General features: G+C 68.6%; 27 protein-coding genes. 10 read left to right on the top strand and 17 right to left on the bottom strand.

Features of this window, described 5'->3' with window-relative positions; all coding sequences use genetic code 11:
- The first annotated feature begins 7 nt into the window (after positions 1-7).
- Together IFJ75_RS09825 and IFJ75_RS09820 are read left to right on the top strand one after the other, a co-directional pair.
- Positions 8-1,681, top strand: a complete 1,674-nt coding sequence (locus IFJ75_RS09825; RefSeq protein WP_404822098.1) for a copper resistance system multicopper oxidase — start codon at positions 8-10, stop codon at positions 1,679-1,681.
- The gene (locus IFJ75_RS09820; RefSeq protein ID WP_207932376.1) at positions 1,681-2,682 is read left to right on the top strand and encodes a copper resistance protein B; all 1,002 of its coding nucleotides are present in this window, start codon (positions 1,681-1,683) and stop codon (positions 2,680-2,682) included. Before IFJ75_RS09825 ends, IFJ75_RS09820 begins: the two co-directional genes overlap by 1 nt.
- A 148-nt stretch (positions 2,683-2,830) precedes the next feature.
- Here IFJ75_RS09820 and tipF read toward each other — a convergent pair whose 3' ends face one another.
- Positions 2,831-4,105 carry a flagella assembly cyclic-di-GMP phosphodiesterase TipF gene (gene tipF, locus IFJ75_RS09815; RefSeq protein ID WP_207932375.1) on the bottom strand — a complete coding sequence of 425 codons (1,275 nt, stop codon included), beginning with the start codon at positions 4,103-4,105 and terminating at the stop codon, positions 2,831-2,833.
- A 153-nt stretch (positions 4,106-4,258) separates the two neighbouring features.
- Here tipF and IFJ75_RS09810 point away from each other — a divergent pair, with 153 nt between their 5' ends.
- Both IFJ75_RS09810 and IFJ75_RS09805 read left to right on the top strand, forming a co-directional pair.
- Positions 4,259-5,029: an SDR family NAD(P)-dependent oxidoreductase gene (locus IFJ75_RS09810; RefSeq protein ID WP_207932374.1), complete on the top strand. Its 771-nt coding sequence runs from the start codon at positions 4,259-4,261 to the stop codon at positions 5,027-5,029.
- Entirely contained in the window at positions 5,019-5,948 is a 930-nt protein-coding gene (locus IFJ75_RS09805) for a lysophospholipid acyltransferase family protein (RefSeq protein WP_404822088.1), read from the top strand. Before IFJ75_RS09810 ends, IFJ75_RS09805 begins: the two co-directional genes overlap by 11 nt.
- A gap of 9 nt (positions 5,949-5,957) precedes the next feature.
- On the opposite strand, the gene IFJ75_RS09800 is transcribed toward IFJ75_RS09805, so the two are convergent.
- The 4 genes from IFJ75_RS09800 to xseA form a co-directional block, all read right to left on the bottom strand.
- On the bottom strand, positions 5,958-6,398 hold the full coding sequence (locus IFJ75_RS09800) for a response regulator (RefSeq protein WP_404822087.1): 441 nt from the start codon (positions 6,396-6,398) through the stop codon (positions 5,958-5,960).
- Between the two features lie 168 nt (positions 6,399-6,566).
- The gene (locus IFJ75_RS09795; RefSeq protein WP_207932372.1) at positions 6,567-7,418 is read right to left on the bottom strand and encodes a M23 family metallopeptidase; all 852 of its coding nucleotides are present in this window, start codon (positions 7,416-7,418) and stop codon (positions 6,567-6,569) included.
- Positions 7,415-7,621, bottom strand: coding sequence for a DUF2093 domain-containing protein (locus IFJ75_RS09790; RefSeq protein ID WP_207932371.1), 207 nt, complete (start codon positions 7,619-7,621; stop codon positions 7,415-7,417). Before IFJ75_RS09790 ends, IFJ75_RS09795 begins: the two co-directional genes overlap by 4 nt.
- A 214-nt stretch (positions 7,622-7,835) precedes the next feature.
- A complete protein-coding gene (xseA, locus tag IFJ75_RS09785) occupies positions 7,836-9,314 on the bottom strand; it encodes an exodeoxyribonuclease VII large subunit (protein WP_207932370.1) in 1,479 nt (492 codons plus the stop codon).
- A 41-nt stretch (positions 9,315-9,355) separates the two neighbouring features.
- Here xseA and IFJ75_RS09780 point away from each other — a divergent pair, with 41 nt between their 5' ends.
- Both IFJ75_RS09780 and purD read left to right on the top strand, forming a co-directional pair.
- The gene (locus tag IFJ75_RS09780) at positions 9,356-9,532 is read left to right on the top strand and encodes a hypothetical protein (protein WP_207932697.1); all 177 of its coding nucleotides are present in this window, start codon (positions 9,356-9,358) and stop codon (positions 9,530-9,532) included.
- A gap of 70 nt (positions 9,533-9,602) precedes the next feature.
- A complete protein-coding gene (purD, locus tag IFJ75_RS09775; RefSeq protein WP_207932369.1) occupies positions 9,603-10,880 on the top strand; it encodes a phosphoribosylamine--glycine ligase in 1,278 nt (425 codons plus the stop codon).
- Positions 10,881-10,883: 3 nt separating this feature from the next.
- On the opposite strand, the gene IFJ75_RS09770 is transcribed toward purD, so the two are convergent.
- The gene (locus IFJ75_RS09770) at positions 10,884-11,576 is read right to left on the bottom strand and encodes a murein L,D-transpeptidase catalytic domain-containing protein (RefSeq protein ID WP_207932368.1); all 693 of its coding nucleotides are present in this window, start codon (positions 11,574-11,576) and stop codon (positions 10,884-10,886) included.
- A gap of 126 nt (positions 11,577-11,702) precedes the next feature.
- Here IFJ75_RS09770 and IFJ75_RS09765 point away from each other — a divergent pair, with 126 nt between their 5' ends.
- Entirely contained in the window at positions 11,703-13,031 is a 1,329-nt protein-coding gene (locus tag IFJ75_RS09765) for a metal-dependent hydrolase family protein (RefSeq protein WP_207932367.1), read from the top strand.
- On the opposite strand, the gene lpxK is transcribed toward IFJ75_RS09765, so the two are convergent.
- Genes lpxK through IFJ75_RS09740 form a run of 5 tightly spaced genes read right to left on the bottom strand, consistent with a single transcriptional unit; the run spans position 13,016 to position 18,448 of the window.
- The gene (gene lpxK, locus IFJ75_RS09760; RefSeq protein ID WP_207932366.1) at positions 13,016-14,023 is read right to left on the bottom strand and encodes a tetraacyldisaccharide 4'-kinase; all 1,008 of its coding nucleotides are present in this window, start codon (positions 14,021-14,023) and stop codon (positions 13,016-13,018) included. The two genes, IFJ75_RS09765 and lpxK, sit on opposite strands and share 16 nt — an antisense overlap.
- Positions 14,020-15,309, bottom strand: a complete 1,290-nt coding sequence (locus tag IFJ75_RS09755; protein WP_207932365.1) for a 3-deoxy-D-manno-octulosonic acid transferase — start codon at positions 15,307-15,309, stop codon at positions 14,020-14,022. The genes lpxK and IFJ75_RS09755 overlap by 4 nt, the downstream gene beginning before the upstream one ends.
- Positions 15,306-15,989, bottom strand: a complete 684-nt coding sequence (locus tag IFJ75_RS09750; RefSeq protein ID WP_207932364.1) for a lysophospholipid acyltransferase family protein — start codon at positions 15,987-15,989, stop codon at positions 15,306-15,308. The genes IFJ75_RS09755 and IFJ75_RS09750 overlap by 4 nt, the downstream gene beginning before the upstream one ends.
- 1 nt (position 15,990) lies before the next feature.
- Complete coding sequence (locus tag IFJ75_RS09745; protein WP_207932363.1) at positions 15,991-17,826, bottom strand: ABC transporter ATP-binding protein; 1,836 nt, start codon at positions 17,824-17,826, stop codon at positions 15,991-15,993.
- Positions 17,827-17,875: 49 nt separating this feature from the next.
- Positions 17,876-18,448, bottom strand: a complete 573-nt coding sequence (locus tag IFJ75_RS09740) for a hypothetical protein (RefSeq protein WP_207932362.1) — start codon at positions 18,446-18,448, stop codon at positions 17,876-17,878.
- A gap of 95 nt (positions 18,449-18,543) precedes the next feature.
- Here IFJ75_RS09740 and IFJ75_RS09735 point away from each other — a divergent pair, with 95 nt between their 5' ends.
- Together IFJ75_RS09735 and IFJ75_RS09730 are read left to right on the top strand one after the other, a co-directional pair.
- On the top strand, positions 18,544-19,209 hold the full coding sequence (locus IFJ75_RS09735) for a fused DSP-PTPase phosphatase/NAD kinase-like protein (protein WP_207932361.1): 666 nt from the start codon (positions 18,544-18,546) through the stop codon (positions 19,207-19,209).
- Positions 19,210-19,276: 67 nt separating this feature from the next.
- Positions 19,277-19,876, top strand: coding sequence for a hypothetical protein (locus tag IFJ75_RS09730; RefSeq protein ID WP_207932360.1), 600 nt, complete (start codon positions 19,277-19,279; stop codon positions 19,874-19,876).
- Between the two features lie 40 nt (positions 19,877-19,916).
- Here the strand turns inward: IFJ75_RS09730 and IFJ75_RS09725 are convergent, their stop codons facing one another.
- The 6 genes from IFJ75_RS09725 to IFJ75_RS09700 form a co-directional block, all read right to left on the bottom strand.
- Positions 19,917-20,159 (bottom strand): hypothetical protein, encoded by a 243-nt coding sequence (locus IFJ75_RS09725; protein WP_207932359.1) that lies wholly within the window; start codon positions 20,157-20,159, stop codon positions 19,917-19,919.
- Positions 20,156-20,488 carry a hypothetical protein gene (locus IFJ75_RS09720; protein ID WP_207932358.1) on the bottom strand — a complete coding sequence of 111 codons (333 nt, stop codon included), beginning with the start codon at positions 20,486-20,488 and terminating at the stop codon, positions 20,156-20,158. The genes IFJ75_RS09725 and IFJ75_RS09720 overlap by 4 nt, the downstream gene beginning before the upstream one ends.
- Before the next feature lie 81 nt (positions 20,489-20,569).
- A complete protein-coding gene (locus IFJ75_RS09715) occupies positions 20,570-20,815 on the bottom strand; it encodes a DUF4170 domain-containing protein (protein WP_207932357.1) in 246 nt (81 codons plus the stop codon).
- A gap of 27 nt (positions 20,816-20,842) precedes the next feature.
- Positions 20,843-21,637 carry a 3'(2'),5'-bisphosphate nucleotidase CysQ gene (locus IFJ75_RS09710; protein ID WP_207932356.1) on the bottom strand — a complete coding sequence of 265 codons (795 nt, stop codon included), beginning with the start codon at positions 21,635-21,637 and terminating at the stop codon, positions 20,843-20,845.
- Complete coding sequence (locus IFJ75_RS09705; RefSeq protein WP_207932355.1) at positions 21,634-22,977, bottom strand: TldD/PmbA family protein; 1,344 nt, start codon at positions 22,975-22,977, stop codon at positions 21,634-21,636. The genes IFJ75_RS09710 and IFJ75_RS09705 overlap by 4 nt, the downstream gene beginning before the upstream one ends.
- A gap of 106 nt (positions 22,978-23,083) precedes the next feature.
- Positions 23,084-23,701 carry a DUF2306 domain-containing protein gene (locus tag IFJ75_RS09700; RefSeq protein WP_225897072.1) on the bottom strand — a complete coding sequence of 206 codons (618 nt, stop codon included), beginning with the start codon at positions 23,699-23,701 and terminating at the stop codon, positions 23,084-23,086.
- A gap of 107 nt (positions 23,702-23,808) precedes the next feature.
- Here IFJ75_RS09700 and IFJ75_RS09695 point away from each other — a divergent pair, with 107 nt between their 5' ends.
- Positions 23,809-24,585, top strand: coding sequence for a LytTR family DNA-binding domain-containing protein (locus IFJ75_RS09695; RefSeq protein ID WP_207932354.1), 777 nt, complete (start codon positions 23,809-23,811; stop codon positions 24,583-24,585).
- Positions 24,586-24,662 lie beyond the last annotated feature (77 nt).

The following is a 24,662-nucleotide window of genomic DNA, read 5'->3' as shown; positions in this document are numbered from 1 at the left end:
TCTGGCGATGCTGCAGGGACTGACCCCGGCCTGGGCGCGGACGGTGTCGCCGGGATCGCTGGCCGAGCCCTTGAACGGTCCCGAGGTCGCCCTCAGCATCGGCCATCAGATGTTTACCGCAGGCGGCAAGACGGCCCATGCGGTGACCGTCAACGGCAGCCTGCCCGGACCGCTGATCCGGCTGCGCGAAGGCCAGACGGCGCGGCTGTCGGTGACCAACACCCTGGACGAGGACACGTCCATCCACTGGCACGGCCTGCTGCTGCCGTTCCAGATGGACGGGGTGCCGGGCATCAGCTTCCCCGGCATCCGGCCGCGCGAGACCTTCGTCTACGAGTTCCTGGTCCGCCAGCACGGGACCTACTGGTATCACAGCCACTCCAACATGCAGGAGGCGATCGGCCTCTATGGCCCGCTGATCATCGACCCCTTGACGCCCGATCCGGTCGAGTACGACCGCGAGCATGTGCTGGTCCTGTCGGACTGGAGCGCCCTGCATCCGCACCAGATTCTCGACCGGCTGAAGAAGTCCCCCGGCTATTTCAACCACCAGCGCACGACCCTGGCCGGGCTGATCGACGGGTCGGACCGGATGAGCCTTGAGGAACGGCGCCGGTGGGGCGCGATGCGGATGGACCCGCGCGACATCCTCGACGTCAACGGCACGACCTACAGCTATCTGATCAACGGCCATGCGACCGATCAGAACTGGACCGGCCTGTTCCGCGCCGGGGAGCGCGTTCGCTTGAGGATCATCAACGCCTCGGCCATGTCGATCTTCAACTTCCGCATTCCCGGCCTGCCGATGACGGTGGTCGCGGCCGATGGTTGCGACGTGCGTCCGGTCGAGACCGACGAGTTCCAGCTCTCGGTCGCCGAGACCTATGACGTCGTCGTCCGCCCGACGGAGGACCGCGCTTTCGCGCTCGTCGCCGAGGCCATCGACCGGTCGGGGATGGCGGTCGCGACCCTGGCCCCCCGCGCCGGGATGCGGGCCGAGGCGCCGCCGCTGAGGCCGGTCCCCAACCTGACCATGCGCGACATGGGGATGGGCGGCATGGGCGCCATGGATCACTCGGGAATGGCCGGGATGGATCACGGGGCGATGAACCATTCACCGGGCGCCATGCGCGACCCGGAAAATGCGCCCGCGGAGATGGCGGTCGGCGTCGGGGTGGACATGATCGCGCCTGATCCGGTCGACCGGTTGGGCGAGCGGCCGCTGGGGCTGCAGGACGTCGATCACCGGGTGCTGGTCTATACCGACCTCGTCGCCCTGACCGCCAACCGCGACCAGAGGGCGCCGTCGCGGTCGCTGGAGATCCACCTGACCGGCAACATGGAACGGTTCATGTGGGGCTTTGACGGGCGGAAATTCTCCGAGCTGGTCGAGCCGATCCGGTTCGAGCGCAACGAGCGGGTGCGGGTGACGCTGGTCAACGACACCATGATGTCCCACCCGATCCATCTGCACGGCCATTTCTTCGAACTGGTCACCGGCGGGCCGCGCGGGCGTCAGCCGCTGAAGCACACGGTCAATGTCGCGCCGGGCTCGAAGGTGACCTTCGACCTGACCGCCGACGCGCCCGGCGACTGGGCCTTCCACTGCCACCTGCTGATGCACATGCATGCGGGGATGTTCAACGTCGTCACTGTGCGGCCGCTCGAGGCAGAGGGCTGATGCGCGCCGCTCTGCTTCCGATGCTTCTGCCGCTGGCCGTCGCGACGCCCGTGCTCGCCCAGACCGCCGATCCCCATGCGGGCCACGACATGAGCGGGATGACGATGGCGCCCGCCCAGACACCGCCCGCCCAGACACCGCCTGCCCAGACCCCCGCAAAGCCAACAGCCGATCCCCACGCCGGGCACGACATGAGCGGCATGAGCATGCCCGGGATGACCATGAGGCCGCCGGAAATCCCGAGCAGCGCCGACGACGCCGGGCGGCCGCCGCGCCAGCCGACGCCCGCCGCCGCCCTGAGCGGGCCGGCCCACGCCGCCGATCGCTATTTCGACCCGACCGCCATGGCCGCCGCGCGCGAGGCCATGCTGGCCGAGAACGGGGACGTGCGAACGACCGGCGTGGTCGTCGACCGGCTGGAAGCGGGGTTAGGCGACGGCGACACCACCTGGCTCTGGGACGTCCAGGGCTGGAGCGGCGGCGACATCAACCGCTTCTGGTGGAAGTCGGAGGGGGAGGGCGGCTCGGAACTCGAGGAGGCCGAGGTTCAGGCCCTCTACAGCCGCGCCGTCCGGCCCTTCTGGGACCTGCAGGCCGGTGTCCGCCAGACCTTCCGGCCCGATCTGAAGGACACGACCGACCTTGTGCTGGGCGTTCAGGGTCTCGCCCCGCACTGGTTCGAGATCGACGCCGCCGCCTTCCTCTCGACCGAAGGCGATCTCTCGGCCCGGATCGAGGCCGAGTACGACCAGAGGCTCACGCAGAAATGGATCCTGCAGCCGCGCGCCGAGGTGACGCTGGCGGCGTCTGACGCGCCGGATATCGAGGTGGGTTCGGGCCTGTCGTCGCTCGAGCTGGGTCTGCGCCTGCGCTACGAGATCCGGCGCGAGTTCGCGCCCTATGCCGGTGTCGAATGGACCCGTAGGTTCGGTGAGACGGCCGATCTCGCGGGGGAGGGGGAAGACCTGCGGGTGGTCGTCGGCCTCAGGACCTGGTTCTAAACCCGCACCCCACCACCGCTCATCCCGGCGAATGCCGGGATCCAGATGCAAATGGGATGTCTGGCGGTTTCCCACCGACAGAGTCTGAACGGCGAACGCCGCGTGTGAATCTGGATCCCGGCATTCGCCGGGATGAGCGGTGAGGGATTTACGCGTACCGACGCCTCTTCTCCGCCGACAGCAGGGTCGAGCGGACGAAGTCGGCGGGCGGATCGGTCTCAGCCAGCACCTGCTCCTTGATGGCGCGCGGCTCGCCGAACAAATGGCCTTGGCCCATGGAGATGTCGAGCTCGAGGATGTCGACGATCTGGCGCTCGTTCTCACACTTTTCGGCAATGACCTCGATGCCGTAGCGGCGGGTCAGATGGGCGAAGTCGGCGGCCTGGATGTCGCGCAGGCTTGGGATCGGCGAACCGCCGTCCAGATCCAGCAGCTGTTCGATCAGCAGGTCGGCGGCGACCTTGATGAAGCGGACGTCCGAGCGCTGCAGGTCGGCGAAGTTCAGATCCAGCGTCTGGACCTTGTCGATCGAGAAGCGGAAGCCGAGATCGGCCAGACGGGCCATGTTGCGGGCCTCGACCGCGCCGCGCGCGTCGAAGTTCGCCTGACCCAGTTCGAAGATCAGGGCCTGGTTCAGGTCGCGGTTCTCCGAGAGGAAGTCGAGGAACTGCGGGAAGAAGGTCTCATCGCCCAGCGAGGACAGCGCCACGTTGCAGAAGACGCCGACCTTGCGGTCCTGACGCGCCAGACGGCGCACGATCTGGGCGCAGCGGAACAGCAGCAGGTTGTCAATGGCGGGCACCAGACCCTCGCCCTCGGCGATCGACAGATATTCGGCCGGCATCATGATGCGGTCGGTCGAGTCGCGCAGGCGGGTGAAGCTCTCGTAGAAGATGGTCCGGCGCTGCGGCAGGCTGACGACCGGCTGCAGATAGAGGTCGACGCGGTTCTCCGACAGGGCGTCGTGCACCGTCTTGAGCAGGATATTGCCCTGCTGGCGGCGGATGGCGTCGGGGCTGTCGGGGGCGATCATCGGGGCGACGGTCAGCCGCTCCTCGATGGATTCGCTCATCTGCTGGATCAGGCCTTCGAGGATGCGGACCTCGCCCGTCAGCTCCTCGGTATTGGTCAGGGCGCCGGCCTCGATGGCCTGGGCCAGTTCGGTCAGGGCGCCTTGCGTCGACTCCATCGCGTCGGCCAGCAGCCGGTGCGCCTCGCGGACCTGGGCGATCTCGGCGCGCAGGGCCTTACGCTGCGATCCGCCGGTCAGGAACAGGTGCAGGGTCCCCAGCAGACCGAGCGAGCCCACGGCCGCGGCGAAGGCCGAGCCACCGCCCAGGCCCAGTCGCCACAGAAAGGCGCCCACCGTCATCGCCAGGAAGACGTAGCCGAAGAACAGGAAGGCGGTCGTCAGTGCGCGCATCGGCTGCCAGACTGGGGAGCCTCGCTTGATCAGACGAGGTTCCGGGTGGAATCGCCCGAGTATCAGGGTATCAGGACGGATCGGCTAGAGCGTCGCGGAAAGAAACCCGCGATGAAGCCTGGAAACGCCAACGAAAAGACAAGGGGATACGCGATGGAACTGTTCGATCTGACCGGCAAGGTCGCCATCATCACCGGATCGTCCAAGGGAATCGGCAAGGCCATCGCCGAGCGGCTGGCCGAACACGGCGCCAAGGTGGTCATCTCCTCGCGCAAGGCCGGGCCCTGCGACGAGGTCGCCGAGGCCATCAACGGCAAGTACGGCGAGGGCACGGCCATCGCCGTTCCCGCCAACATCGCCTCTAAGGAGGATCTGCAGCGGCTGGTCGATGAGACCAACAAGACCTTCGGCAAGATCGACATCCTGGTCTGCAACGCCGCGTCGAACCCCTATGCCGGGCCGATGGCGGGGATCGCCGACGAGCAGTTCGAGAAGATCTTCCACAACAACGTCCTGGCCAACCACTGGCTGGTCCAGATGGTCGCGCCCCAGATGCTGGAGCGGAAGGACGGGGCCATCCTGATCATCTCGTCGATCGGCGGTCTTCGCGGGAACGCCCTGATCGGCGCCTACAACGTATCGAAGGCCGCCGACATGCAGCTGGCGCGCAACCTGGCCGTCGAGTTCGGGCCGTCGAACGTGCGGGTGAACTGCATCGCGCCCGGCCTGGTCCAGACCGACTTCGCCAAATACCTGTGGGAGAACCCCGAGATCCTGGAAAAGACCGTCGAGCCCAATCCGCTGAAGCGGATCGGCCAGCCGGACGAGATCGCCGGCACCGCCGTCTATCTCTGCTCCCCGGCGGCGGCCTATGTGACGGGCCAGACGCTGGTCGTGGACGGCGGACTGACGATTGCCTGGTGAAGACCACAGGATTCCGCTGGGTCAGGACCTGATCTGGCGGATCGAGGCCGTGGCGTTCGCGGCCCTCTTCGCCCTGCTCAGGGCGTTGGGGGTCGAGCGCGCCTCGAATTTCGGCGGCTGGCTGCTGCGGACCCTCGGGCCGCTGGTCGGGACGCACAAGATCGTCCGCCGCAATCTGAAGATCGCCTTCCCCGACATGCCCGTCGCCGAGCGCGACCGGCTGGCGGTGGAGCAATGGGATCGGACGGGCCGTACCTTCGCCGAGCTGGCCGTCATGGACCGGCTGACGCCCGAGGGCGGCCGGGTCGAGGTCGTGGGCATCGAGCGGCTGCACGCCGTGCGCGACAGCGGCAAGCCTGTAGTGCTGATCTCGGGCCACCTGGCCAATTTCGAGGTCATGGCGGCGGTGATCATGTCGGCGGGCGTGCCGTGCCAGGTGACCTACCGCGCCGCCAACAACCCCTATGTCGACGCCCTCATCCGCCAGAGCCGCGAGCGCTACGGCATCCGTCTGTTCGCGCCCAAGGGCGACGGCACGCGCGAACTGATGGCCGGGATGAAGCGCGGCGATTCCATCGCCCTGCTGGTCGACCAGAAATACAATCAGGGCCCCGAGGTCCGCTTCTTCGACGAGCCGGTCAACGCCTCGCCGGGCGCCGCGCGTCTGGCCCTGAGGTTCGGCACGGTGATGCAGCCCCTGTCGGTGGTGCGCCTGCCCGGCGTGCGCTTCCGTGTCACCGCCCATGAGCCGATCGCGGTTCCGGACACCGGCGACAAGACCGGCGACGTCCTGCGCGGCATCCAGGCGGCCAATACCTTCGTCGAGGACCGCGTGCGCGAGGTCCCGGAGGACTGGTTCTGGGTTCACAAGCGCTGGCCTGACAGCGTCTATCAGGCGCTCGGCCCGCTCGACGCCTGAGCCGCGCCGCTATTTGCCGTCGGTGATCCGGCGGAACGGCCCTGCATAGCCGGCGGCGTTGGCGCGGCGGCGATCCGGTCCGAAATAGTCGTCGGCCTTCACGAAGGCGCGGGGGCGCACGATCACGGCCTGGATGCGGTCGAAGATGGCCTTGGCGGTGATCGGCTTGACCACGAACTCGGTCACCCCGGCGTCGCGCGCCGCCATGACCTTATGCCTCTCCGAATGACCGGTCATCATGATGATCGGCAGGTAGGGATTGGGGCTGTCCGGGCTGTTGCGGACCAGGCGGGTGAACTCGACCCCGTCCAGCGGGAACATGTTGAAGTCGACGATCGCGATATCGACGGGCGCCTCGCGCAGGGCCTCGAGCGCGGCGGCGCCGTCGCCGACCTCGCGGATCTTGCGGATGCCGGCGGATTGCAGGATCGCGGACGCGATCGTGCGCATAGGGGGGTTATCGTCGACCAGCAGGACGCTGAGCGCGTGAAGAGATGACATTGAGTATTCTGACCGTAATGCCGAATCCGGCACGCACAGCTGTATGTTAGGCGCCTTCGACGCGTCCGGTCCATCGGGTTGAGAATTCTCAACTCGCTACGGTTAAGCTTTCTAGCCTCAGGTTGTGGGCACCGAGACGCCGATCATCTGCGACGGGTCCATGTTCCGGTCCCGCCATTTCATGCGCCAGCACAGGTGAGGACCGGTGGCGCGGCCCTCCATCCCGACGCAGCCGATTTCCTGACCGCGCGTCAGCCTCTGGCCCACGGCGACGTCGATCTGCGACTGGTGCAGGTAACAGCTGACCAAGCCCTGACCGTGGTCGATCAACACCAGGCCGCCCTCGAAATGCATGCCCGAGCGGCTGAAGGCCACGACGCCGTCGGCGGGCGCGCGGATCGGGGTCCCCTGGGGCGCGGCCAGGTCGATGCCGTAGTGGGGCCGGGCAGGGGTGCCGTTCAGGATCCGCTGCGCCCCCCACAGGCTTGAAATCCGGTAGGTTTCCAAAGGCCAGATGAAGCCGTCGCGGAAATCGTCCGTATCGGCCTTGCTGGCGAAGCCGACGGCCTTGAGCGCCGCCTCTTCCTTGATCCGCTCCAGCAGGGCCGGATCGGTCGGCTCGACCGTTGCGGGCGGCAGGCCGTCGATCCGGCTCTCGGGGAAGGTCCCGGGGGCGATGTCCAGGGTGCGGCTCAGGCTCGTTAGGGCCGAGCGCGCCTCGATCGTGGTCGAGGGGCCGGCGTCGCGGTCGAAGCCGACCACGAACAGGCCGTGCTCCGACGCCGCCGTCAGGGGCTCGCCGTCGACATAGATGGCGGCGCGGGGCCAGGTGCGGCCGAAGGCGAAGCCGCCCTGTTTCCACTGGCCGTTCAGCGTCAGGCTGGGCGCGTCGGCGAAGACCGGCGGGGCCGTGGAGGCCAGCAAGGCCGACCCGGCGCCGACGATCAGGCCCCGACGGCTGGGGGTCACTCGGCGGGGACCATACGGGTCAGGGCCTCGGCCGGGCTGGCGTAGGGCTCCTGCCGTTCCGCCGACCAGTAGCGCAGCGCCTCCAGCGGGATGGTCTTGCCCGACACGGCGCAGACCACATAGGGGCCGGGCTTGAGCACGGCGAACTCGCCGTCGCCATAGTGCAGGGAGGCGGGGCCGGAGGAGGGATCGATGGCGTTCATGAGCGGAAGATAGCGCGGGTCTCAGGCGTTCGCCATCAAGACTGCGTCACTACTTTTCACCGCTCATCTCCCTCCCTCACCGCTCATCCCGGCGAATGCCGGGATTCAGATGCACATCGGGTGTCGGGAGTTTCGCGCCGTATGCATCCTTGCGGCCCGCACCGCGTCTGGATCTGGATCCCGGCATTCGCCGGGATGAGCGGTGTGAGGTGGGCTAGAACAAGTCGCCTTGATCCACAGGTCCGGCCTTGGGGCGCGGAGCGGGCTTCGGTCGCGCGACGGGAGCCGGGGAGGCCGCCTCATCCCCGCCATCGATCCTTGCGCCCTTCGAGCCATCCGGGAAGACGAGCGTCACCGACTGGCCGGGCGACAGGGCGGCGGCGCTGGCGATCATTTTGCCCGTCTCGTCGTCGATGCGGGCGAAGCCGGGCTTGGGCTTCTTGGGGTCAAGGCTGGCCAGGGCGCGCGACAGGCCGTTGAGTTGGTCTCGCGCCCGCTCCAGACGACGCGGGATCGGAACCGCCAGCCGGGCGGCGACGCCGTCCAGCCGGTCGCTACGGCGCTCGATGGCCCGGTCGAGCAGGGCGCGGCTCAGGCGGCCGCCCGTCGCGACCAGACGGCGCTCGTGCAGGTCGGCGTTCCGCTGCAGGCCCGAGGCCAGACGGCTCGAGGCATGGTCCAGACGCTGCTGGGCCACCGCCACCAGCTCCTCGGGGCGGGCGGGCAGGCCCCGCGCCACGGCCCTGAGGCGCGTGCGTCGGTCCTCCAGCAGCCGCGATCCGGCCCGGTCCAGCCGCCGCTCCAGATCGGCGACGGCGAAGCGGAGGTCGGACAGCACGGGGGTCGCGATCTCGGCCGCGCCCGTCGGCGTCGGCGCGCGCCGGTCGGAAACGAAGTCGATCAGTGTGGTGTCGGTCTCGTGCCCCACGGCCGAGATGATCGGGATGGTCGCCGCCGCCACCGTCCGGGCCAGGGCCTCGTCGTTGAAGCACCACAGGTCCTCGACCGAGCCGCCGCCGCGCGCCACGATCAGCAGGTCCGGGCGGGGCATGGCGCCGCCCGGGCTCATCGCATCGAAGCCGCGAATGGCGTTGGCGACCTGACCCGAGGCGGCGTCGCCCTGAACCACCACAGGCCAGACGATGACCCGGCACGGCCAGCGTTCGGCGATGCGGTGCAGGATGTCGCGGATCACGGCGCCGGTCGGGCTGGTGATCACCCCGATGGTCGCGGGGAAGGTCGGGACGGGCTTCTTGCGCCCGACGTCGAACAGGCCTTCGCCGCTGAGCTTGACCTTCAGTCGCTCCAGCTGGGCCAGCAGGGCGCCGGCGCCCGCCGCCTCCATCGATTCGATCACGATCTGGTACGACGACCGCGCCGGATAGGAGGTGATCTTGCCGGTGACGATGACTTCCAGACCGCTCTCCGGCTGGACGCCGAGGCCGCGCACCGACCCCTTCCAGATGACGCCGTCGATGGCCGACTTGTCGTCCTTCAGCGTCAGATAGACGTGGCCCGAGGCGTGGCGATTGACCTTGGACACCTCGCCCCGCAGCCGGACATGGCCGAACCGGTCCTCGAGCGTGCGCTTCAGCGCGAACGACAGCTCGCTGATCGACAGGGGCGGATTATTGTCCCGCGCGGGCTGGGGCGCCTCCGCGGGGCCTTCGAAAACATAGGAGTCGTCGCTCATGGCGACACTCTAGCGCGGCGTAGTGATTGGCGGAAACGGCGATGACCGACTATCCTCAGCCCATGGCTGATCCTCCCGGAACCGATCCCGACGACCGCGACCCTCGCGAGCAGGACCTTGAGCGCCGCAGCGACGCGCCCGCCATCAGTCCCTGGCTGGTCATCGGGTTGATCCTGATGCTCGGTGTGCTGGTCTACATCGTTTCGGCAATGCTCTGATCGGGGCTGTAACGCCTCGTAAACCCAACACCCGCTTGACCGGAGCGGTTCTGGCGGTCATTGCCCGCGCATGAACATCCTGCTTGTCGGATCGGGAGGGCGCGAACACGCCCTGGCCTGGAAAATCGCCGCGTCGCCGCTGACGAAGCGACTGGTGATCGCGCCCGGCAATCCGGGGATGGAGAAACTCGGCGAGCTGCGCGGCGACCTGAAGGCCGACGACGCCGACGGCCTGGCCGCCCTGGCGCGCGAGATCAAGGCGGACCTGGTCGTGGTCGGGCCCGAGCTGGCCCTGGCCGCCGGCCTCGCCGACCGTCTGGCGGCGGCGGGCATTCCCTGTTTCGGCCCGACCCAGAAGGCGGCCCAGCTTGAAACCTCCAAGGCCTTCTCCAAGGGCTTCCTCGAGCGGCACGAGATCCCGACGGCCGGCTACGGCGTCTATGACCGCGTCGCCGACGCCCGCGCGGCCCTGAACGTCTTCAAGCCCCCGTATGTGATCAAGGCCGACGGCCTGGCCGCCGGCAAGGGGGTGGCCATCAGCCCCGACAAGCCCGACGCCGAGGCCGAGATCGAGCGCATGCTGGGCGGCCGCTTCGGCACGGCCGGCGCCCGCGTGGTCATCGAGGAGTTCATGGACGGGGAGGAGGGCTCCCTCTTCGCCCTGTGCGACGGTCAGCGCGCGGTGCTGTTCGGCGGCGCCCAGGACCACAAGCGCGCCTTTGACGGCGACACCGGCCCCAACACCGGCGGCATGGGCGCCTATTCGCCCGCGCCCGTCTTCACGCCCGAACTGGTCGAGACGGTCGAGCGCGATATCGTCGCCCCGACCATGACCGGCATGGCCTCCGAGGGCGCGCCCTATCGCGGCGTTCTCTACGTGGGTCTGATGGCCACGGCCGAAGGGCCCAAGGTCGTCGAATACAACGCCCGTTTCGGCGATCCGGAGTGCCAGGTGCTGATGATGCGGCTGGCCGGGGACATCGTGCCCGTGCTGCTGGCCTGCGCGCGCGGCGATGTGTCGAAGGTCACGCCGCCCGCCTTCAAGCCCCAGACGGTGATCTGCGTCGTCATGGCCGCCAAGGGCTATCCGGACAGCCCGCTGGAAGGCTCGATCATCCGCGGCGCCGAGCAGGATTTCGGCCCGCACGTTCAGGTCTTTCACGCCGGCACCAAGCGCCGTCCGGACGGCCAGCTGGTCGCCGCCGGCGGCCGCGTGCTCAACGTCTGCGCCGAGGGCGACGACATCGCCCAGGCCCGCGAACGCGCCTATGAGGCGGTGCGCAAGATCGACTGGCCGGGCGGTTTCAGCCGCTCCGACATCGGCTGGCGCGCGTTGGACAGAGAGTAGGCTTTAAGCCCAGGCGAACAGCAGGCGGCCCGTGCCCATGCGCTCGCGCAGGGCGGGCAGATCGGTGTGGGCGGTGGAGAAGCAGCCATAGCTGCGACCCAGCTTGCCTTCGCGGGCCAGGAAGTCCGGATCGGCATAGTTGGCGCCGTGGACGATGATGGCGCGCTCGCGGGCCATGTTGTTGGTGTACTCCAGCCCGTCCAGCAGCACGTTCGGGCCCTGAGACGCGCCCCAGCTGGCGCCGGCGGTGGCGTATGCGCCGACCGAGGACATGAAGCTTTCCGGGGTGTTGGAGAAGTTGCGGGCGTAACCCGAGTGCTGGGGGTCCGAGCCGCGGCCGTGGCAGGTGCGGAAGGCCTTGACCTGACCGCTGTACAGATCGACCTCGTACAGACGCTCCTCGCCCGAGAATTTCTGGAAATCGACCAAATACATGCGGTCGCGCAGCGGCAGGCGGTCGTGGTGCACGTCCAGGGCCTGCATGGCGCGCTGCATCAGCTCGGGCCGGACCTGACGATAGGGATCCAGCGGCGGCGGCGTGTACTGCGTCGGCTGAACCACCACGCGCGGCGCGGGAGGCGGAACCGGGACGGAGGCCTGTGCGAGCTGAACCGGGGCCTGAACGGCCTGGTTGGTGGCGCAACCGGCGAGCATCGCCGATCCGCCCAGAATAAGGCCTCGTCTCGAAAGCCGCATGCGACGCCCCTCGCGCGGTTGATGTTACGAACTAACGTGTCCCATGAAATTGCCGGGGGTCCAACCTTGGCCTTGGCTCGGGAGGCATTCCGCCTATGGTGAAGCCGCTGTTTTCAGGAGGGGTGTATGACCAAGGTGAGCGTAGCCTTAGGGCTAATGTGTCTGGCGTTTGGCGGAAGCGTCGCCGCGCAAACCCCCACGGCCCCGACCAATTCTCCTGATACGGGAACTACGTTCGTTCAAGTGGGGCGGCTTTTGGCCGATCCGTCCACCGGCGTTGTGCAGCGCGATAAAACTCTCGTGATCGCAGGGAACAAAGTCGTGGATATCCGCGACGGCTTCGTCGGCGGGGGCCCGGAAGGGGGTCTGGTCGTCGATCTGCGCGACGAATTCGTCCTGCCGGGACTCATCGACAGCCATGTCCACCTGACCAGCCAGCAGGGTGCCGGCAGCCGGCTGGATCAGGTGACCCAGTCCGACGCCGATCAGGCGATGGTCGGCGCGGGCTATGCGCGCAAGACCCTGATGGCGGGCTTCACCACCGTCGCCGATCTGGGGGCCTCGAACGAGGCCATCTTCGCCTTGAGGAACGCCGTGAGGCGCGGCGACGTGCCGGGGCCGCGCATCATCGCGGCGGGCTCGGCGGTGTCGATCCACGGCGGGCACGGCGACGTCAACGGCTTCAGCGAAGACATCATGCACATCCTGTCGCCCGAGAGCGTCTGCTCCGGCGCCGACGACTGCATGCGCGCCGTGCGGCTTCAGGTTCGGTCGGGGGCCGACATCATCAAGATCACCGCCACGGGCGGGGTGCTGTCCAACACCGCCGCGGGCCTGGCCCAGCAGTTCACCGACGAGGAGTTGGCCGCCATCGTGGGCGCCGCCCACCGCATGGGCCGTCAGGTCACCGCCCACGCCCACGGCACGGACGGCATCAACGCCTTCCTGCGCGCCGGCGGCGACTCGATCGAGCACGGCACCTATCTGGACGACGAGTCGATCCGGCTGTTTCATCGTGAAGGCGTCTGGTTGGTGCCGACCCTGATGGCGGGCGATTTCGTCTATCGAATCGCGTCCGGGCCCAACAATTTCTTCACCCCGGCCCAGACCGCCAAGGCTCTGGAAGCGGGCCCGAAGATGCTCGACATGGCGCGCAGAGCCCATGAGGGCGGGGTGCGGATCGCGTTTGGAACCGACACGGGCGTTTCGGCGCACGGCGACAACGCCGGGGAGTTCGCGCTTCTGGTGCGGGCCGGGCTGACGCCGCTGGAGGCGGTGCAGACGGCGACGGTCGGGGCGGCCGAGCATCTGCGCATCTCGAACGAGGCGGGCAGGATCGCGGTCGGGATGCCGGCGGATCTCGTCGGCGTCCACGGCGATCCGCTGAGCGACGTCACGACGCTTGAGCATATGGCCTTCGTGATGAAGGGCGGGGTCGTCTACCGCGAGGACTGAAGCAGGAAGGCGGCGAACCCCGCCTCGTCCTCGAACCGCGCCACGACGGGCCAGGAGACGACCTTCGCGCGCCATTCGGGGCTCAGCCGGACCCAGTCCTTCTCGGTGGTGACCAGACCCGCGCCGTGCAGTTCGGCGCGCCCGGCGAGGAAGCGCAGGTCTTCGGGCCGGTAGTCGGCGTGGTCGGGGAAGGGGGCGAAGTCGACCAGATCGCAGCCCGCCGCGATCAACGACCGCTCGACCTTCCACGGCTTGGCGATGCCGGCGAACCCGACCTGCGGCCCCGGCGGCGGCGGTCTGGCGGGCTCCAGCCGGGCGATGAAGACGGGCAGGTCGCCGAAGGTCGCGACCAGTTCCGGATCGGCCTCGGGCAGGTCGGCGGGCAGCAGGATCACCACGGCGTCCGCCCGGGCCAGCCCGGCCTTCAGCGGTTCGCGCATCGGCCCCGACGGGAAGACCGAGCCGTCGCCGAACGGCCATTCGTCGCCGCGCGTCTCGCCGTCGACGACGATCAGGCTGAGAGTCTTCTTCAGCTTCATGTTCTGGTGGGCGTCGTCGAGGACGAGCGCCTTCGCCCCCGCCGCCACGGCGGCCTGCGCCCCCGCGACCCGGTCGGCCGAGATCCAGGCCGGGCTGTCGATGGCCAGCATCAGAGGCTCGTCCCCGACGTCGGCGGCGGTGTGGACGGCCGGATCGACCCGCAGCGGTCCCTTCAGCGTCCCGCCATAGCCGCGCGACAATCCTTGCGCCTCCACACCCGCCGCACGCAGCAGCCGCAGGGTCTCGCGCGCCACCGGCGTCTTGCCCGAACCCCCGACCGTCAGATTGCCGATGGAGACGACCGGGACGCCCGGATCGACCGGCGTCGCCCTGGCGATCCTGTTCGCGGTCACGGCGGCCCAGAGCCAGGAGGCGGGCTTGAGCAGGGTGCGGGTCACCCGGGCGTGGTTGCTGTCCCGGACATACCACCAGCGGGGCGTGGACAGCTTCATCGTCCGGCTCCTGACGGCGGCAGCAACGGCTGAAGCGCGTCCCACAGCCGGTCGAGGCCCGCGCCGGCGTCGGCGGCGGCCTTCCTCGCCCGCTCGCCCATGGCCCGGGCGGCGGCGGGATTGTCCAGCAGAGGCGTGATCACGTGCGGCAGGTCGGCGGGGGCCGCGACCACGGTCAGGCCGCCCGCCTCATGCAGGGCTTCGGTGACCTCGATCCAGTTGGGATAGTCGGCGCCCGAGACCGACGGCTTGGCCAGCCGCGCCGGCTCCAGCGGATTGTGCCCGCCGACCGAGGCCTGACCGATGGCCGGGCCGAAGCTGCCGCCCATGATCACCACATCGGCCAGCCGCAGGAACAGGCCCAGCTCGCCGAGGGTATCGGCGACATAGAGGTCGGTGCCGCCGTCGAGCTGGCCGCCGCGCGAGCGCATCACGAAGCGATAGCCGTCCCGTGTCAGCAGGCCCGCGATCTCGGCCGCCCGCTCCGGATGACGCGGCACGATCACCAGACAGACCCTCACCGGCAGGGCGTCGAGGGCGTGCACGATGGCGATCTCCTCGCCCTCGTGGGTGCTGGCGGCGACGATCACCGGCCGGTCGCCGATCGCGGCGCTCAGGCGGCTGAAGGCGGCGGTGTCATGGGGCAGGGGGGCGCCCGAGAGCTTCAGATTGACCAGCCCGTCGACCCGCGCGCCGAGCCGCTCCAGCCGCCCCGCCGAGGCCTGATCCTGGGGCAGGATGCGGTCATAGCTCGACAGGATCTGACGGATCGCACCGGGGAAGCGGCCCCAGCCTTTCGCCGTCTTCTCGGTGATGCGGGCGCTGACGAGGGCCAGTTTGACGCCCCGCGCCTTCGCCGCCGCGATCAGATTGGGCCACAGCTCGCTCTCGACGAAGACGCCCAGCGTCGGCTTCCAGTGGTCGAGGAAGGTGGCGACGGCCTGTGGCCCGTCGACCGGCGCGAACTGGTGGATCACGCCCGCCGGCAGTCGCTGCGCCAGCAGGGTCGCCGAGGTCAGGGTGCCGGAGGTGACCAGCACGGTCAGCTCGGGCCGCGCCTTGCGGATGCGCTCCACGACCGGCAGCAGGGACAGGGTCTCGCCCACGCTGACGCCGTGCAGCCAGATCAGGTCGCCTGGGGGCCGCGCCATGCGCGTCAGGCCCAGCCGCTCATCGACCCGGACCGGATCCTCCTTGCCCTGTTTGACCCGCGCATCGAGCAGGCGCGGCGCCAGAGGCTCCAGCATCCGGGTCAGCAGGCGATAGGCGAAAAGGGCGGGGCTCACTCGGTGAGGCCCGTGATCGCGTCCGCCCGCGCCTCGACCGCGTTCAGCCTGGCGGTCCAGTCCAGGGCCACCTCGGCCAGATCACCGTCCGCCGGGAAGCGGTCGATGTCCCAGACGATGGCGCCCTTCGAAAAGGGCAGGGGCAGGATGGCCTTGTCCCAGCTCTTCAGCCGGATTGCGGGGCTGCAGCTCATGCCGATGAACAGGACCGGCGCCTTCGACAGTTTCGCCATCAGCGGCAGGCCTTCCGCCATCTGGCGGGCCGGGCCGCGCGGTCCGTCGGGGGTGATGGCCAGGGCGCCGAGCTTGAGCTGTTTCAGCCCGTCGCGCAGGGCCTGGGTCCCGCCCTTGGCGACTTCCGCCTTGTCCTTGTTGGCCGAGGAGCCGCGTACGGCCGGAAAGCCCTGCAGGGCCACGGCCTTGGCGATGAACTGGCCGTCGGGCGACAGGGAGATCAGGGCCTTGGCCGGCTGGGCCACGTCCAGCGGCCAGCAAGAGGGGCTGAGGCCGATGCGCGAATGCCAGAAGGCGCACAGCACCCCGCCGCCCTCGGCCCAGACGCCCTCCGCGACGCCGCGGTTCTCATAGGTCCAACGGATGGTGCGGAAGCAGAACTGCATCCAGCCCGCCAGCACATGGGACAGGATCGACTGGATAACGGGATTTCGGAGCGGCCTCACCTCAGGCGACCGTTTCCACCGACGGCGTGCCGTCCAGCGACTGCTGCCGGGCCAGACGGGCGTAGAGGCCGCCCTTCTTCACCAGCTGCTTGTGGGTTCCGGTCTCGACGATGCGGCCGGCCTCCAGCACATGGATGCGGTCGGCGTTCATCACGGTCGACAGGCGGTGAGCGATCATCAGGGTGGCGCGGCCCTGCATCAGCCGCTCCAGCGCCGCCTGGACCAGGGCCTCGCTCTCGGTGTCGAGCGCCGAGGTGGCCTCGTCGAGCAGCAGGATGGGGGCGTTCTTCAGGAAGGCGCGGGCGATGGCCACCCGTTGCCTCTGACCGCCCGACAGCCGCATCCCGGCCTCGCCCGCCCGGGTCTGATAACCCTGCGGCAGGGCGGTGATGAAGTCGTGGGCGGCGGCGGCGCGGGCGGCGGCCTCGATCTCGTCCTGGGTCACGCTTTCGCGGCCATAGGTGATGTTGGCCGCGATGGTGTCGTCGAACAGGAAGGGCTCCTGGGTCACCAGGGCGATGCGGTCGCGCAGATCCGGCGTGGCCAGGTCGCGAATGTCGATCCCGCCCAGGGTCACCGCCCCGGCCGTCACGTCATAGAAGCGCGGCAACAGGCTCAGGATCGTCGACTTGCCCCCGCCCGACGGACCGACCAGCGCCACGGTCTCGCCGGGCGCGACGGTCAGGGAGACGTCCGACAGGGTCGGGGCCACGCCGTCCTGCAGGCCGCCATAGGCGAAGGAGATGCCGTTCAGGGCCACGGTCAGCGGTCCCTCAGGGATGGCTTGCGGTTCAGCGGCTTCGCGGATCTCCGGCTGGATGTCGAGAGCGGCGAACAGGCGGCGCGCCGCCGTAAGCCCCTCGGCCATCACGGTCTGCAGGTTGGTCACCTGCCGCAACGACTGGCCGGCGGACATCAGCAGGCCGATGAAGGCGGCGAACTCGCCCACGCTCATATGGCCTTCGCGCGCGCGCCAGCCGGCATAGGCCATGACCGCCGCCACGATCACCATGGCGAAGAAGTTGGAGAAGGGACCGGCGAAGGCGCGGCTGTCGGCGCTCTTGATCACATGGCGCTGGCGGCGGCCGACGACCTCGCCCACGCGGGCCTCCTCGGCGGCTTCCCGGTTCTCGATCTTGATCAGCCGCACCCCGTCCAGGTTCTCCATCAGGGCGGTCGACAGGTTCTCGGTCTCCAGCATGGCGCCGGTCGTGGCCTTGCGGGTGCGCTTGGAGAAGCGGCGCAGCACATAGGTGATGGCCGGCACGCCCAGCAGGACGATCAGGGTCAGCTGCCAGTCGCTCCAGGCCATGAAGGCGATGACGGCGATCAAGGTCAGGCCGTGCTGGGTGTAGTTGACCACCCCGTTGGTGAAGGCCTCGCGCACCAGATTGGCGTCGAACAGGACGCTGGAGACGAAGGCGCCCGAGTGCTGGCTGCGCAGCCGGGCAAGGTCGGCGCGGATCATGGCTCCGAACAGCCTGATCTGGATGTCGCCGACGATGCCGTGGCCCAGCCGGTTGACCAGGGCCGCCTGACCCAGCGCCGCCACCGTCCAGATCACCGCCATGCCGACGATGAACGCCGGGATAGCCCACAGGGCCTCCGACGGCGGAATGGGGAACAGGCCCCAGATCTTGACCGGCGTACCGAGGAACAGGCCGTTGATGGCCGGCTCCAGCAGTTGCAGCACGGTCGCGGCGACCACCCCGACGATGCCGGCGCACAGGATGGAGGCGAACAGGGCCGTCTTGTGCCGCGAGAGATAGTCGCGCCAGATCCGCGCCAGCAGCGGGCGCAGGCGTTCGTCTTCGTCAGTTACGGCAGGCGTCGTCATCGGACGGAGGTCGGACGGACGGCCCGGCAAGTCAAGCGGGACCCATGCGTTACTCGCGGACTGTGACCTTCGGCGTGTCGTCGGTGATCAGGGTCTGGCCCGGCGCCGCGCCCTCGATCGGCCTGGCGGGGGCGACCGTGGGGTTGGAGGCGTAGCGGGTCCCGTCGAACGGGATCAGGGCCTCATGCGGCGTCGCTCCGCCGCCCGCGACGCCCACCGCCAGATCGGGCAGGCCGTGGCTGCGGCTGTCCAGCACCCGGATCGGGGCGCGCACCACCGTCAGACGCCCTATCCGCTCGAAGCCGGCATCAGTTTTGCGCGCCGCCAGCAGCACGCAGCCGCCCGAGCCGCAATAGTCGCCGCCGGTCAGATAGACGAGGTTCAGACCGTCCGGGCCCGCAGCCGCCGCATAGCGCAAGGGCATGCCGCCGTCCTTGACCTGATCCCGCACCCAGGCGTCGAGCGCCGGATCGACAGCGGGCGCGGCGACGTCCGCTGCCGGAACCGCCGGTGCGGGCGCGGCGGCCGGTTCAGTGGCCTTGGCGGGCGCGTCCGCCGGTGGGGAGCAGGCTGAGAGAACGGCCGCTCCGGCGGTGGCGAGGAACAGGGCGGCACGGGTCATGAGGGCGCTCCATTTGTCACAGCCACTCTAGCGAGAATTTCGCAGATGTGTTCCGCCGGGATGACGCAGCGCCCCGGAACCTCTATCTGCGCCCCATGCCGCGTTTCGACCTTTCCACGCCCGCTGGCCGGTTCCACGCCGGCTGGGACTATTTCTGGAGCGACCACGCCTTCCTCAGGCTGGCGTTCTCGAACGCGCACTGGCTGGGGCCGGACCTGGTTCGCACCAACCAGCCTTCGCCGCGCCAGCTCAAGGGCTGGGCCGACCGGGGGATCAGGACGGTCATCAATCTGCGCGGCGAGCGGGACGAGAGCTATTATTGGCTGGAGAAGGCGGCGTGTCAGGCGCTCGGCCTGACACTGATCGACGCTCCGCTGGATTCGCGCGACGTGCCCGAGCCCTATCGCATCCACCGCGCCATCAAGCTTTTCCAGACCGTCGAATATCCGGTCCTGATCCACTGCAAGTCGGGCGCGGACCGGGCCGGGCTGATGGCGGTGCTCTACCGCCACTTCCACCTCGGCGAGCCGATCTCGGTCGCCATGGAACAGCTGTCGAAGAAGTATCTGCACAGCCGCGAGGGTCTGACCGGCGTCCTCGACTATTTCCTCGAGAAGTATGTGCGCGAGATCGAGCCGACGGGGATGAGCTTCATCGACTGGATCGACAGCCCCCTCTACGACCCCGAGACCATCAAGGCCGAGTTCAAGGCCGGCTGGTGGGGCACCCTGTTGACCGACAAGCTGCTGCGGCGGGAGTAAGTCGGGCTGGAGGCTCTAAGGGCCTATATTCGCCGAAAAATGTCACGACCTCTTGGGAGTCCGAAATATGAGTGATCAGCCCATCATCGTCGCCCAGCTTGAATATGAGGGAAAGGAACTGATCCATAACGATCTGATCAGTTCGGCTTTCAATCTGAAAGAGCGAATTGAAAAGAATATGGAAAAGGGCGAACGACTGGGTATCGGCTTGGATATCATGGCCGCCGTAACCATGACTGCATTCGCTTTCGAAGCTTATCTCAATTTTGTTGGCTTCAAAATCATCGATGATTTTGAAAAGTACGAGCGAGAAGCCGGTAAGAAGAAGCGTAGGCGTATTATGGCTGCCCTTGCTCTGAAATGGGATGATGAGGTTCGGCCGTTTTCGACAATCAACCGGCTCATCTCAGTCCGCGACGCCATGGCTCATGGAAAGCCGCTCTACGTCAAGGATGAGTGGGAAGCGGTTGGTACTCACAACGAGCTCGAAGAGCAAATTCGGACCTACAGAAAGGGTATCGAGGAACGAGTGACCTATGATTTGCTGTGCGAAGCGTATGAGGATGTTGAGATTATCTGGAGGATGATGTTGAAGGCCGGAAAAATTAGATACTTCGACACTTTGGATGGCGGCAGCAGCGGTATCACATTCAAGTCGTACGCCTAACCACTCCTTCGGTAATCTTTATGGGAGCGCATTCGCGCGATCAGCCCCAAGGCCCACGGTTCCCGCCCGATATGGGTGGAGGAGGCGTCTCTCCCTGATCGGCGCCTTGCTCAGCCTCAATCTCCGCGTCCCGCCGCGCCTTGCGGTCGGCTTCCCATTTGCGGAAGACGGTCAGGGCGCCCTGTTCGCGGCGCAGGGCCATGATCCAGAACAGCAGCAGGGCCAGCAGGCTGACCAGCCCGGCGATCTGCTCCGCGTCGAGTGTCTTGCCGAACAGGGTCAATGGCGTGTCTCCGACTGCGATAGCCCGGCGTCCGACAGGTCGGACACGCTGGGCGCATGGGCGAAGGGATCGTTGGGCGAGGCCGGGGCGGGCGGCCGGGCGGCGGCCTGCTCGGCGAAGAACGACCGCGACAGCGGGGCCTGCGCGAAGGCGTCCGGCTCGGCCGGATACGCAGGCTCTTCAGCCATCGCGGCGGCCTTTCCGGCGCGGGTCAGGGGCGGCTGGGGCAGCAGGTGGGCGACGAAATGCCACCAGGTCTCACGCGTGTGCCAGGCGACGATCGCCACGCCCAGCAGCAGCAGGCCGAGGATGACGAGGAAGGGGGCCATGGAACACTCCGGTACGAACGCCCGTCCTGACTACACGAAGCGTGCCAGAACGGGGGTTCGTTCCCCTCGCGGGGGTGCGGCTTAGTGATCGCCGCGCGGGTCGATCATCTTGTGGGCGTGCAGGATGAAGAAGCGCATATGGGCGTTGTCGACGGTGGCCTGGGCGCGGGCCTTCCACGCCTTCTTGGCCTCTTCGTAGTTCGGGTAGGCGCCGACGAACTCGACCTGCGACAGGTCGCGGAACACCGGGGCATCCAGGTGGCGCAGCTCGCCGCCGATCACGAGGTGGAGCAGTTGCGGGGTTTCGACTTCGGTATGGGCGCTCATCGGGGGTCCTTGACGGCGGGGAGGGGGCTATGAGGCCAGCGGGATAGGCGCTGTGCGCCGGATGATCAACGGGTGCAGGGCTGGTGCGCTGCAAACCAGGCTGGCCTGACGCGGGTCCGGGCGGTTGAACAGCCACGGCCGACCCTTGTGATCCGAGACCCTGGCTCCCGCCTCGGTGGCGATCAGCCAGCCGGCCGCGACGTCCCAGTCCCACTTCGGCCCCATGGCGATGGCGGCGTCGAAGGCGCCCGCCGCGACCAGGGCCATGCGATAGGCGAGGGCGTTGCGCTTCTCGTATCGCATGGCCGGCCAGGGCTCTGGCCATTCAGGCCGTTCCATCAGCTGGGCGTCGGCCAGCACCGATGCGTCGTCCAGACTCTCGGTGTCGGCCGCGGCGATGACCTTGCCATTGCGCCGCGCTCCGCCGCCTGCGGTCGCCACATAGGTCTCGTCCAGCTGGGGCGCATGGATGACGGCGGCGACCGGCAGGCCGTTCTCGACCACGCAGATGGGCACGCACCACCAGGCGGCGTTCTTCAGGAAGGCGCGGGTGCCGTCGATCGGATCGACGATGAAGATGCGCTCCTTCGCCAGCCGATCGCTGGAATCCGCCGTCTCCTCCGACAGCCAACCATAGTCGGGACGGGCGGTTAGCAGCATCTCCTTGAGCAATGCATCAACCGCCAGATCGGCGCTGGTGACCGGCGAACCGCCTGACTTGGACCAGATCTTGATCCCCTTTTCCCGCTCCGCCAGGGCCAGTTCGCCGGCGGCGATCGCGGCGGCGCGGATCAGGTCGAGGTCGGCGGTCAGGTCCATCATTTTCCGGCGATGGCCACCGCGTCGAACAGCAGGGACGGGCTGTTGAAGGCCGAGCGAAACTCCAGATCCGAGCCCGGGACCATTCGCGCCCACAGGGCCTTAAGATTGCCGGCGACGGTAACCTCACTGACCGGATAGGCCGGCTCCCCGTCCTCGAACCAGAAGCCGGACACCCCCGCGGACCAGTCGCCGGTGTTGCCGTTCAGCGAGGGGCCGAACATCGAGGTGACCAGCAGACCCGTCCCGGCGTCGCCGATCAGCCCGGCCTTGTCGCGCAGGCCCGCCGTCAGATGCAGGTTATGGGTCGAGACGCCCGGAGGCCCCGCCAGACCACGCGAGGCGTGCCCCGTCGAGCGCAGGCCCAGCTGTTTGGCCGAGCCCGAGTTGAGCAGCCAGGTCATCAGGGCGCCGTCGTCGACGATATATTGCTTCTCGACCGTCACCCCCTCGTCGTCGAACGGGGTCGAGCCCAGGCCGCGCGGCCGGAACGGATCGTCGATCAGGCTGACGCCCGAGGGCAGCAGCTTCTTGTGCAGATCGTCCTTCAGGAAGCTGGTGCCGCGCGCGATTGACGGGCCCGAGATGGCGCCCAGCAGGGGCGACAGTATCTGGGTCGCGACCCGGTTCTCGAAGATGACCGGGGCGGTGGTCGAGGCGATCTTGCGCGGGCCGGTGCGGGCCACGGCGCGCCTGCCGGCCTCGGCCCCGATGGTCGCGGCGTCGGGCAGGTCGGCGAAGTGGCGGGTCGTCCGGCTTTCGCCGCCGCGCTCCATGCCCCCGTCCTTCTCGGCGATGACGCCGACGCCCAGGGAGTAGGCGCTGCCCTGATAGCGGCCGTCGAACCCGTGCGAGGTCACCAGCCGCCATTCGCTGGACGAGGTCGAGGCGTATCCGCCCTCGGACCGGACCACGCCCTCGATGGCGAGCGCGACGCTCTCGGTCTCGGCGGCGGCGGCCTCCAACTCGGCGGCCGAGCGTTCGGTGGCGTCATAGAGGTCGAGGTCGCGGTGCGGCCCCATGTTCAGCCGGTCCTGCGGGGCCAGCATGGCAAAGGGATCCTCGGGCGCCAGCTTCGCCATCGCCACGACCCGCTCGACCAGCCGGTTGCGGGTGGCCTCGGACAGGTCGGACGCCGAGACCGAGGCCTGCCTCTGGCCGACGAAGACGCGCAGGCCCAGATCGCGCGACTCTTCCCGCTCGACCTCTTCCAGCGCCCCGTTGCGCACCCCCACCGACATCGAGCGCCTCTCGGACGTCACGGCCTCCGCCGCGTCAGCCCCCGCCTTCAGGGCGGCGGCGATCAGATCATGCAGGAGTTCAGGCGAAGCAGCATCGGACATGCCCCGATATGGCGGACGGGGGAGGGAGGCGCAATGAGGGGGCGCCTCACATGCCGGTCATCCCGCCACGCCACCGCTCATCCCCGCACCTCCACTGCTCATCCCGCTACCTCCACCGCACCCATACCTCCGCCAGCAGCAGGTTCGGGACCCAGCACAGGAAGGAAATCGCCTGGTACCAGGGCAGGAAGTCCAGCTCCGCCACCTGCACCAGCGGCAGGTATATTCTCAGCGTCACGGCGGCCAGGGTCAGGGCCCAGGAGCGGATCATCCAGCGGCGGTGGTCGGCGAACCGGCCCTGAACCGCCGCGCGCCAGCCCAGCAGCGTGAAGACGATCCACAGCACGGCAAGACCGCCGAAGCCCGCCGTGGCGATCGGCCCGGCGAAGGACCGGGTCGACAGGATCAGCCCGGCCGCGCCCCCGACCAGCACCCCCAGCACATAGACCCGCCCGACCCAGCGGTGCGGACTGCGAGCCCGGCGCAGGGCGGGGATGAACTGCAGTGACCCCAGCACCAGCGCCGTCACCGCGCCCGCCACATGGATGACCAGGAAGGGCACGCCCAGCGGATTGCCCAGGGCCTCCTCCGCCGTTCGCGGCGGATGGATCAGATATTTGGACGCATAGCCGGCGATGCCCAGGCACATCAGGGCAATCAGCAACCAGCCGATACGGGCGGGCCAGGACATCTTCTGCAGCGTCATCGGGGGAAGGGCAGTCATGGGCGGCGGCTCCTCGTCTCGGGTTCGCCGAACGCCATTGCGGCCCGGGCGGCGGCTCGCTAGGCCTCGTTTCGCGAACGGCGCCGGGGTTGCGCGAACGGGGCGGAATGGACGAAGCGCTGACAGGATCGGATTGGAGGGCGGCCGGGCGGCGGTGGGCGATCGACCTCGCCGTCCTCTGCGCCATGGGCCTTCTTATGGGGTTCCTCGGCCCGTTCGGGTCCGAGCACGGGCCGGTCGGTCTGGTCTATGCCTATTGGCTGATCTGCATCGTCGGCGGTGGGGTGATCGGCGTCGCGGCCGACGAACTGGCCGCGCCGCGCATGCCCCGGCTCTGGCTCAGGACTCTGCTGGTCTCGGTCGCCATGACCCCCGTGGTGACCTTTCTGGTCCTCTTGACCCAGCATCTGATGCTGGACGGCCGGTTCAACTGGGCCGGTTATCGCTGGCTGCTGTGGCAGGTGTTTCCGATCCTGCTGGCGGTGATGGCCGTGCGCGCCCTGGTCTGGCGGCGTCTGCCCGCGCGTATCGAGACCCGCACCATCGTCGCCGCGCCCCTGCCTGAGGCCGAGGCCGCCTTCCGCCGCCGCCTGTCGGCCAAGCGCCGCACCGCCCGGCTGATCGCCGTCGAGGCCCATGACCATTATCTGAAGGTCCATACGGATGCGGGCGAGGAGCTGATCACACTGCGCTTCGCCGACGCCCTGGACGACCTGGCCCTGGCCCACGGCTGGCGGGTGCACCGCTCCTGGTGGGTCGCCGCCGACGCCGTCGAGGCGGTGCGCTGGCGCAAGGGGGCAGGGGAAATCCGTCTCGTCGGCGGTCTGACCGCGCCCGTCAGCCGTTCCTGCGCCCCGGTGCTGCGCGAGGCGGGCTGGTTCTGAGGTCCCGGCCGGGCGCAATGTTTGTGAACGCTCCCAATTCCCGATTGCCAATCCGAACGAAGTTCGCCTAGCGTGGC

The sequence above is a fragment of the Brevundimonas goettingensis genome (assembly GCF_017487405.1).
Taxonomy (GTDB): Bacteria; Pseudomonadota; Alphaproteobacteria; order Caulobacterales; family Caulobacteraceae; genus Brevundimonas; species Brevundimonas goettingensis.
This window is presented reverse-complemented; position numbering and strand designations above follow the sequence as displayed.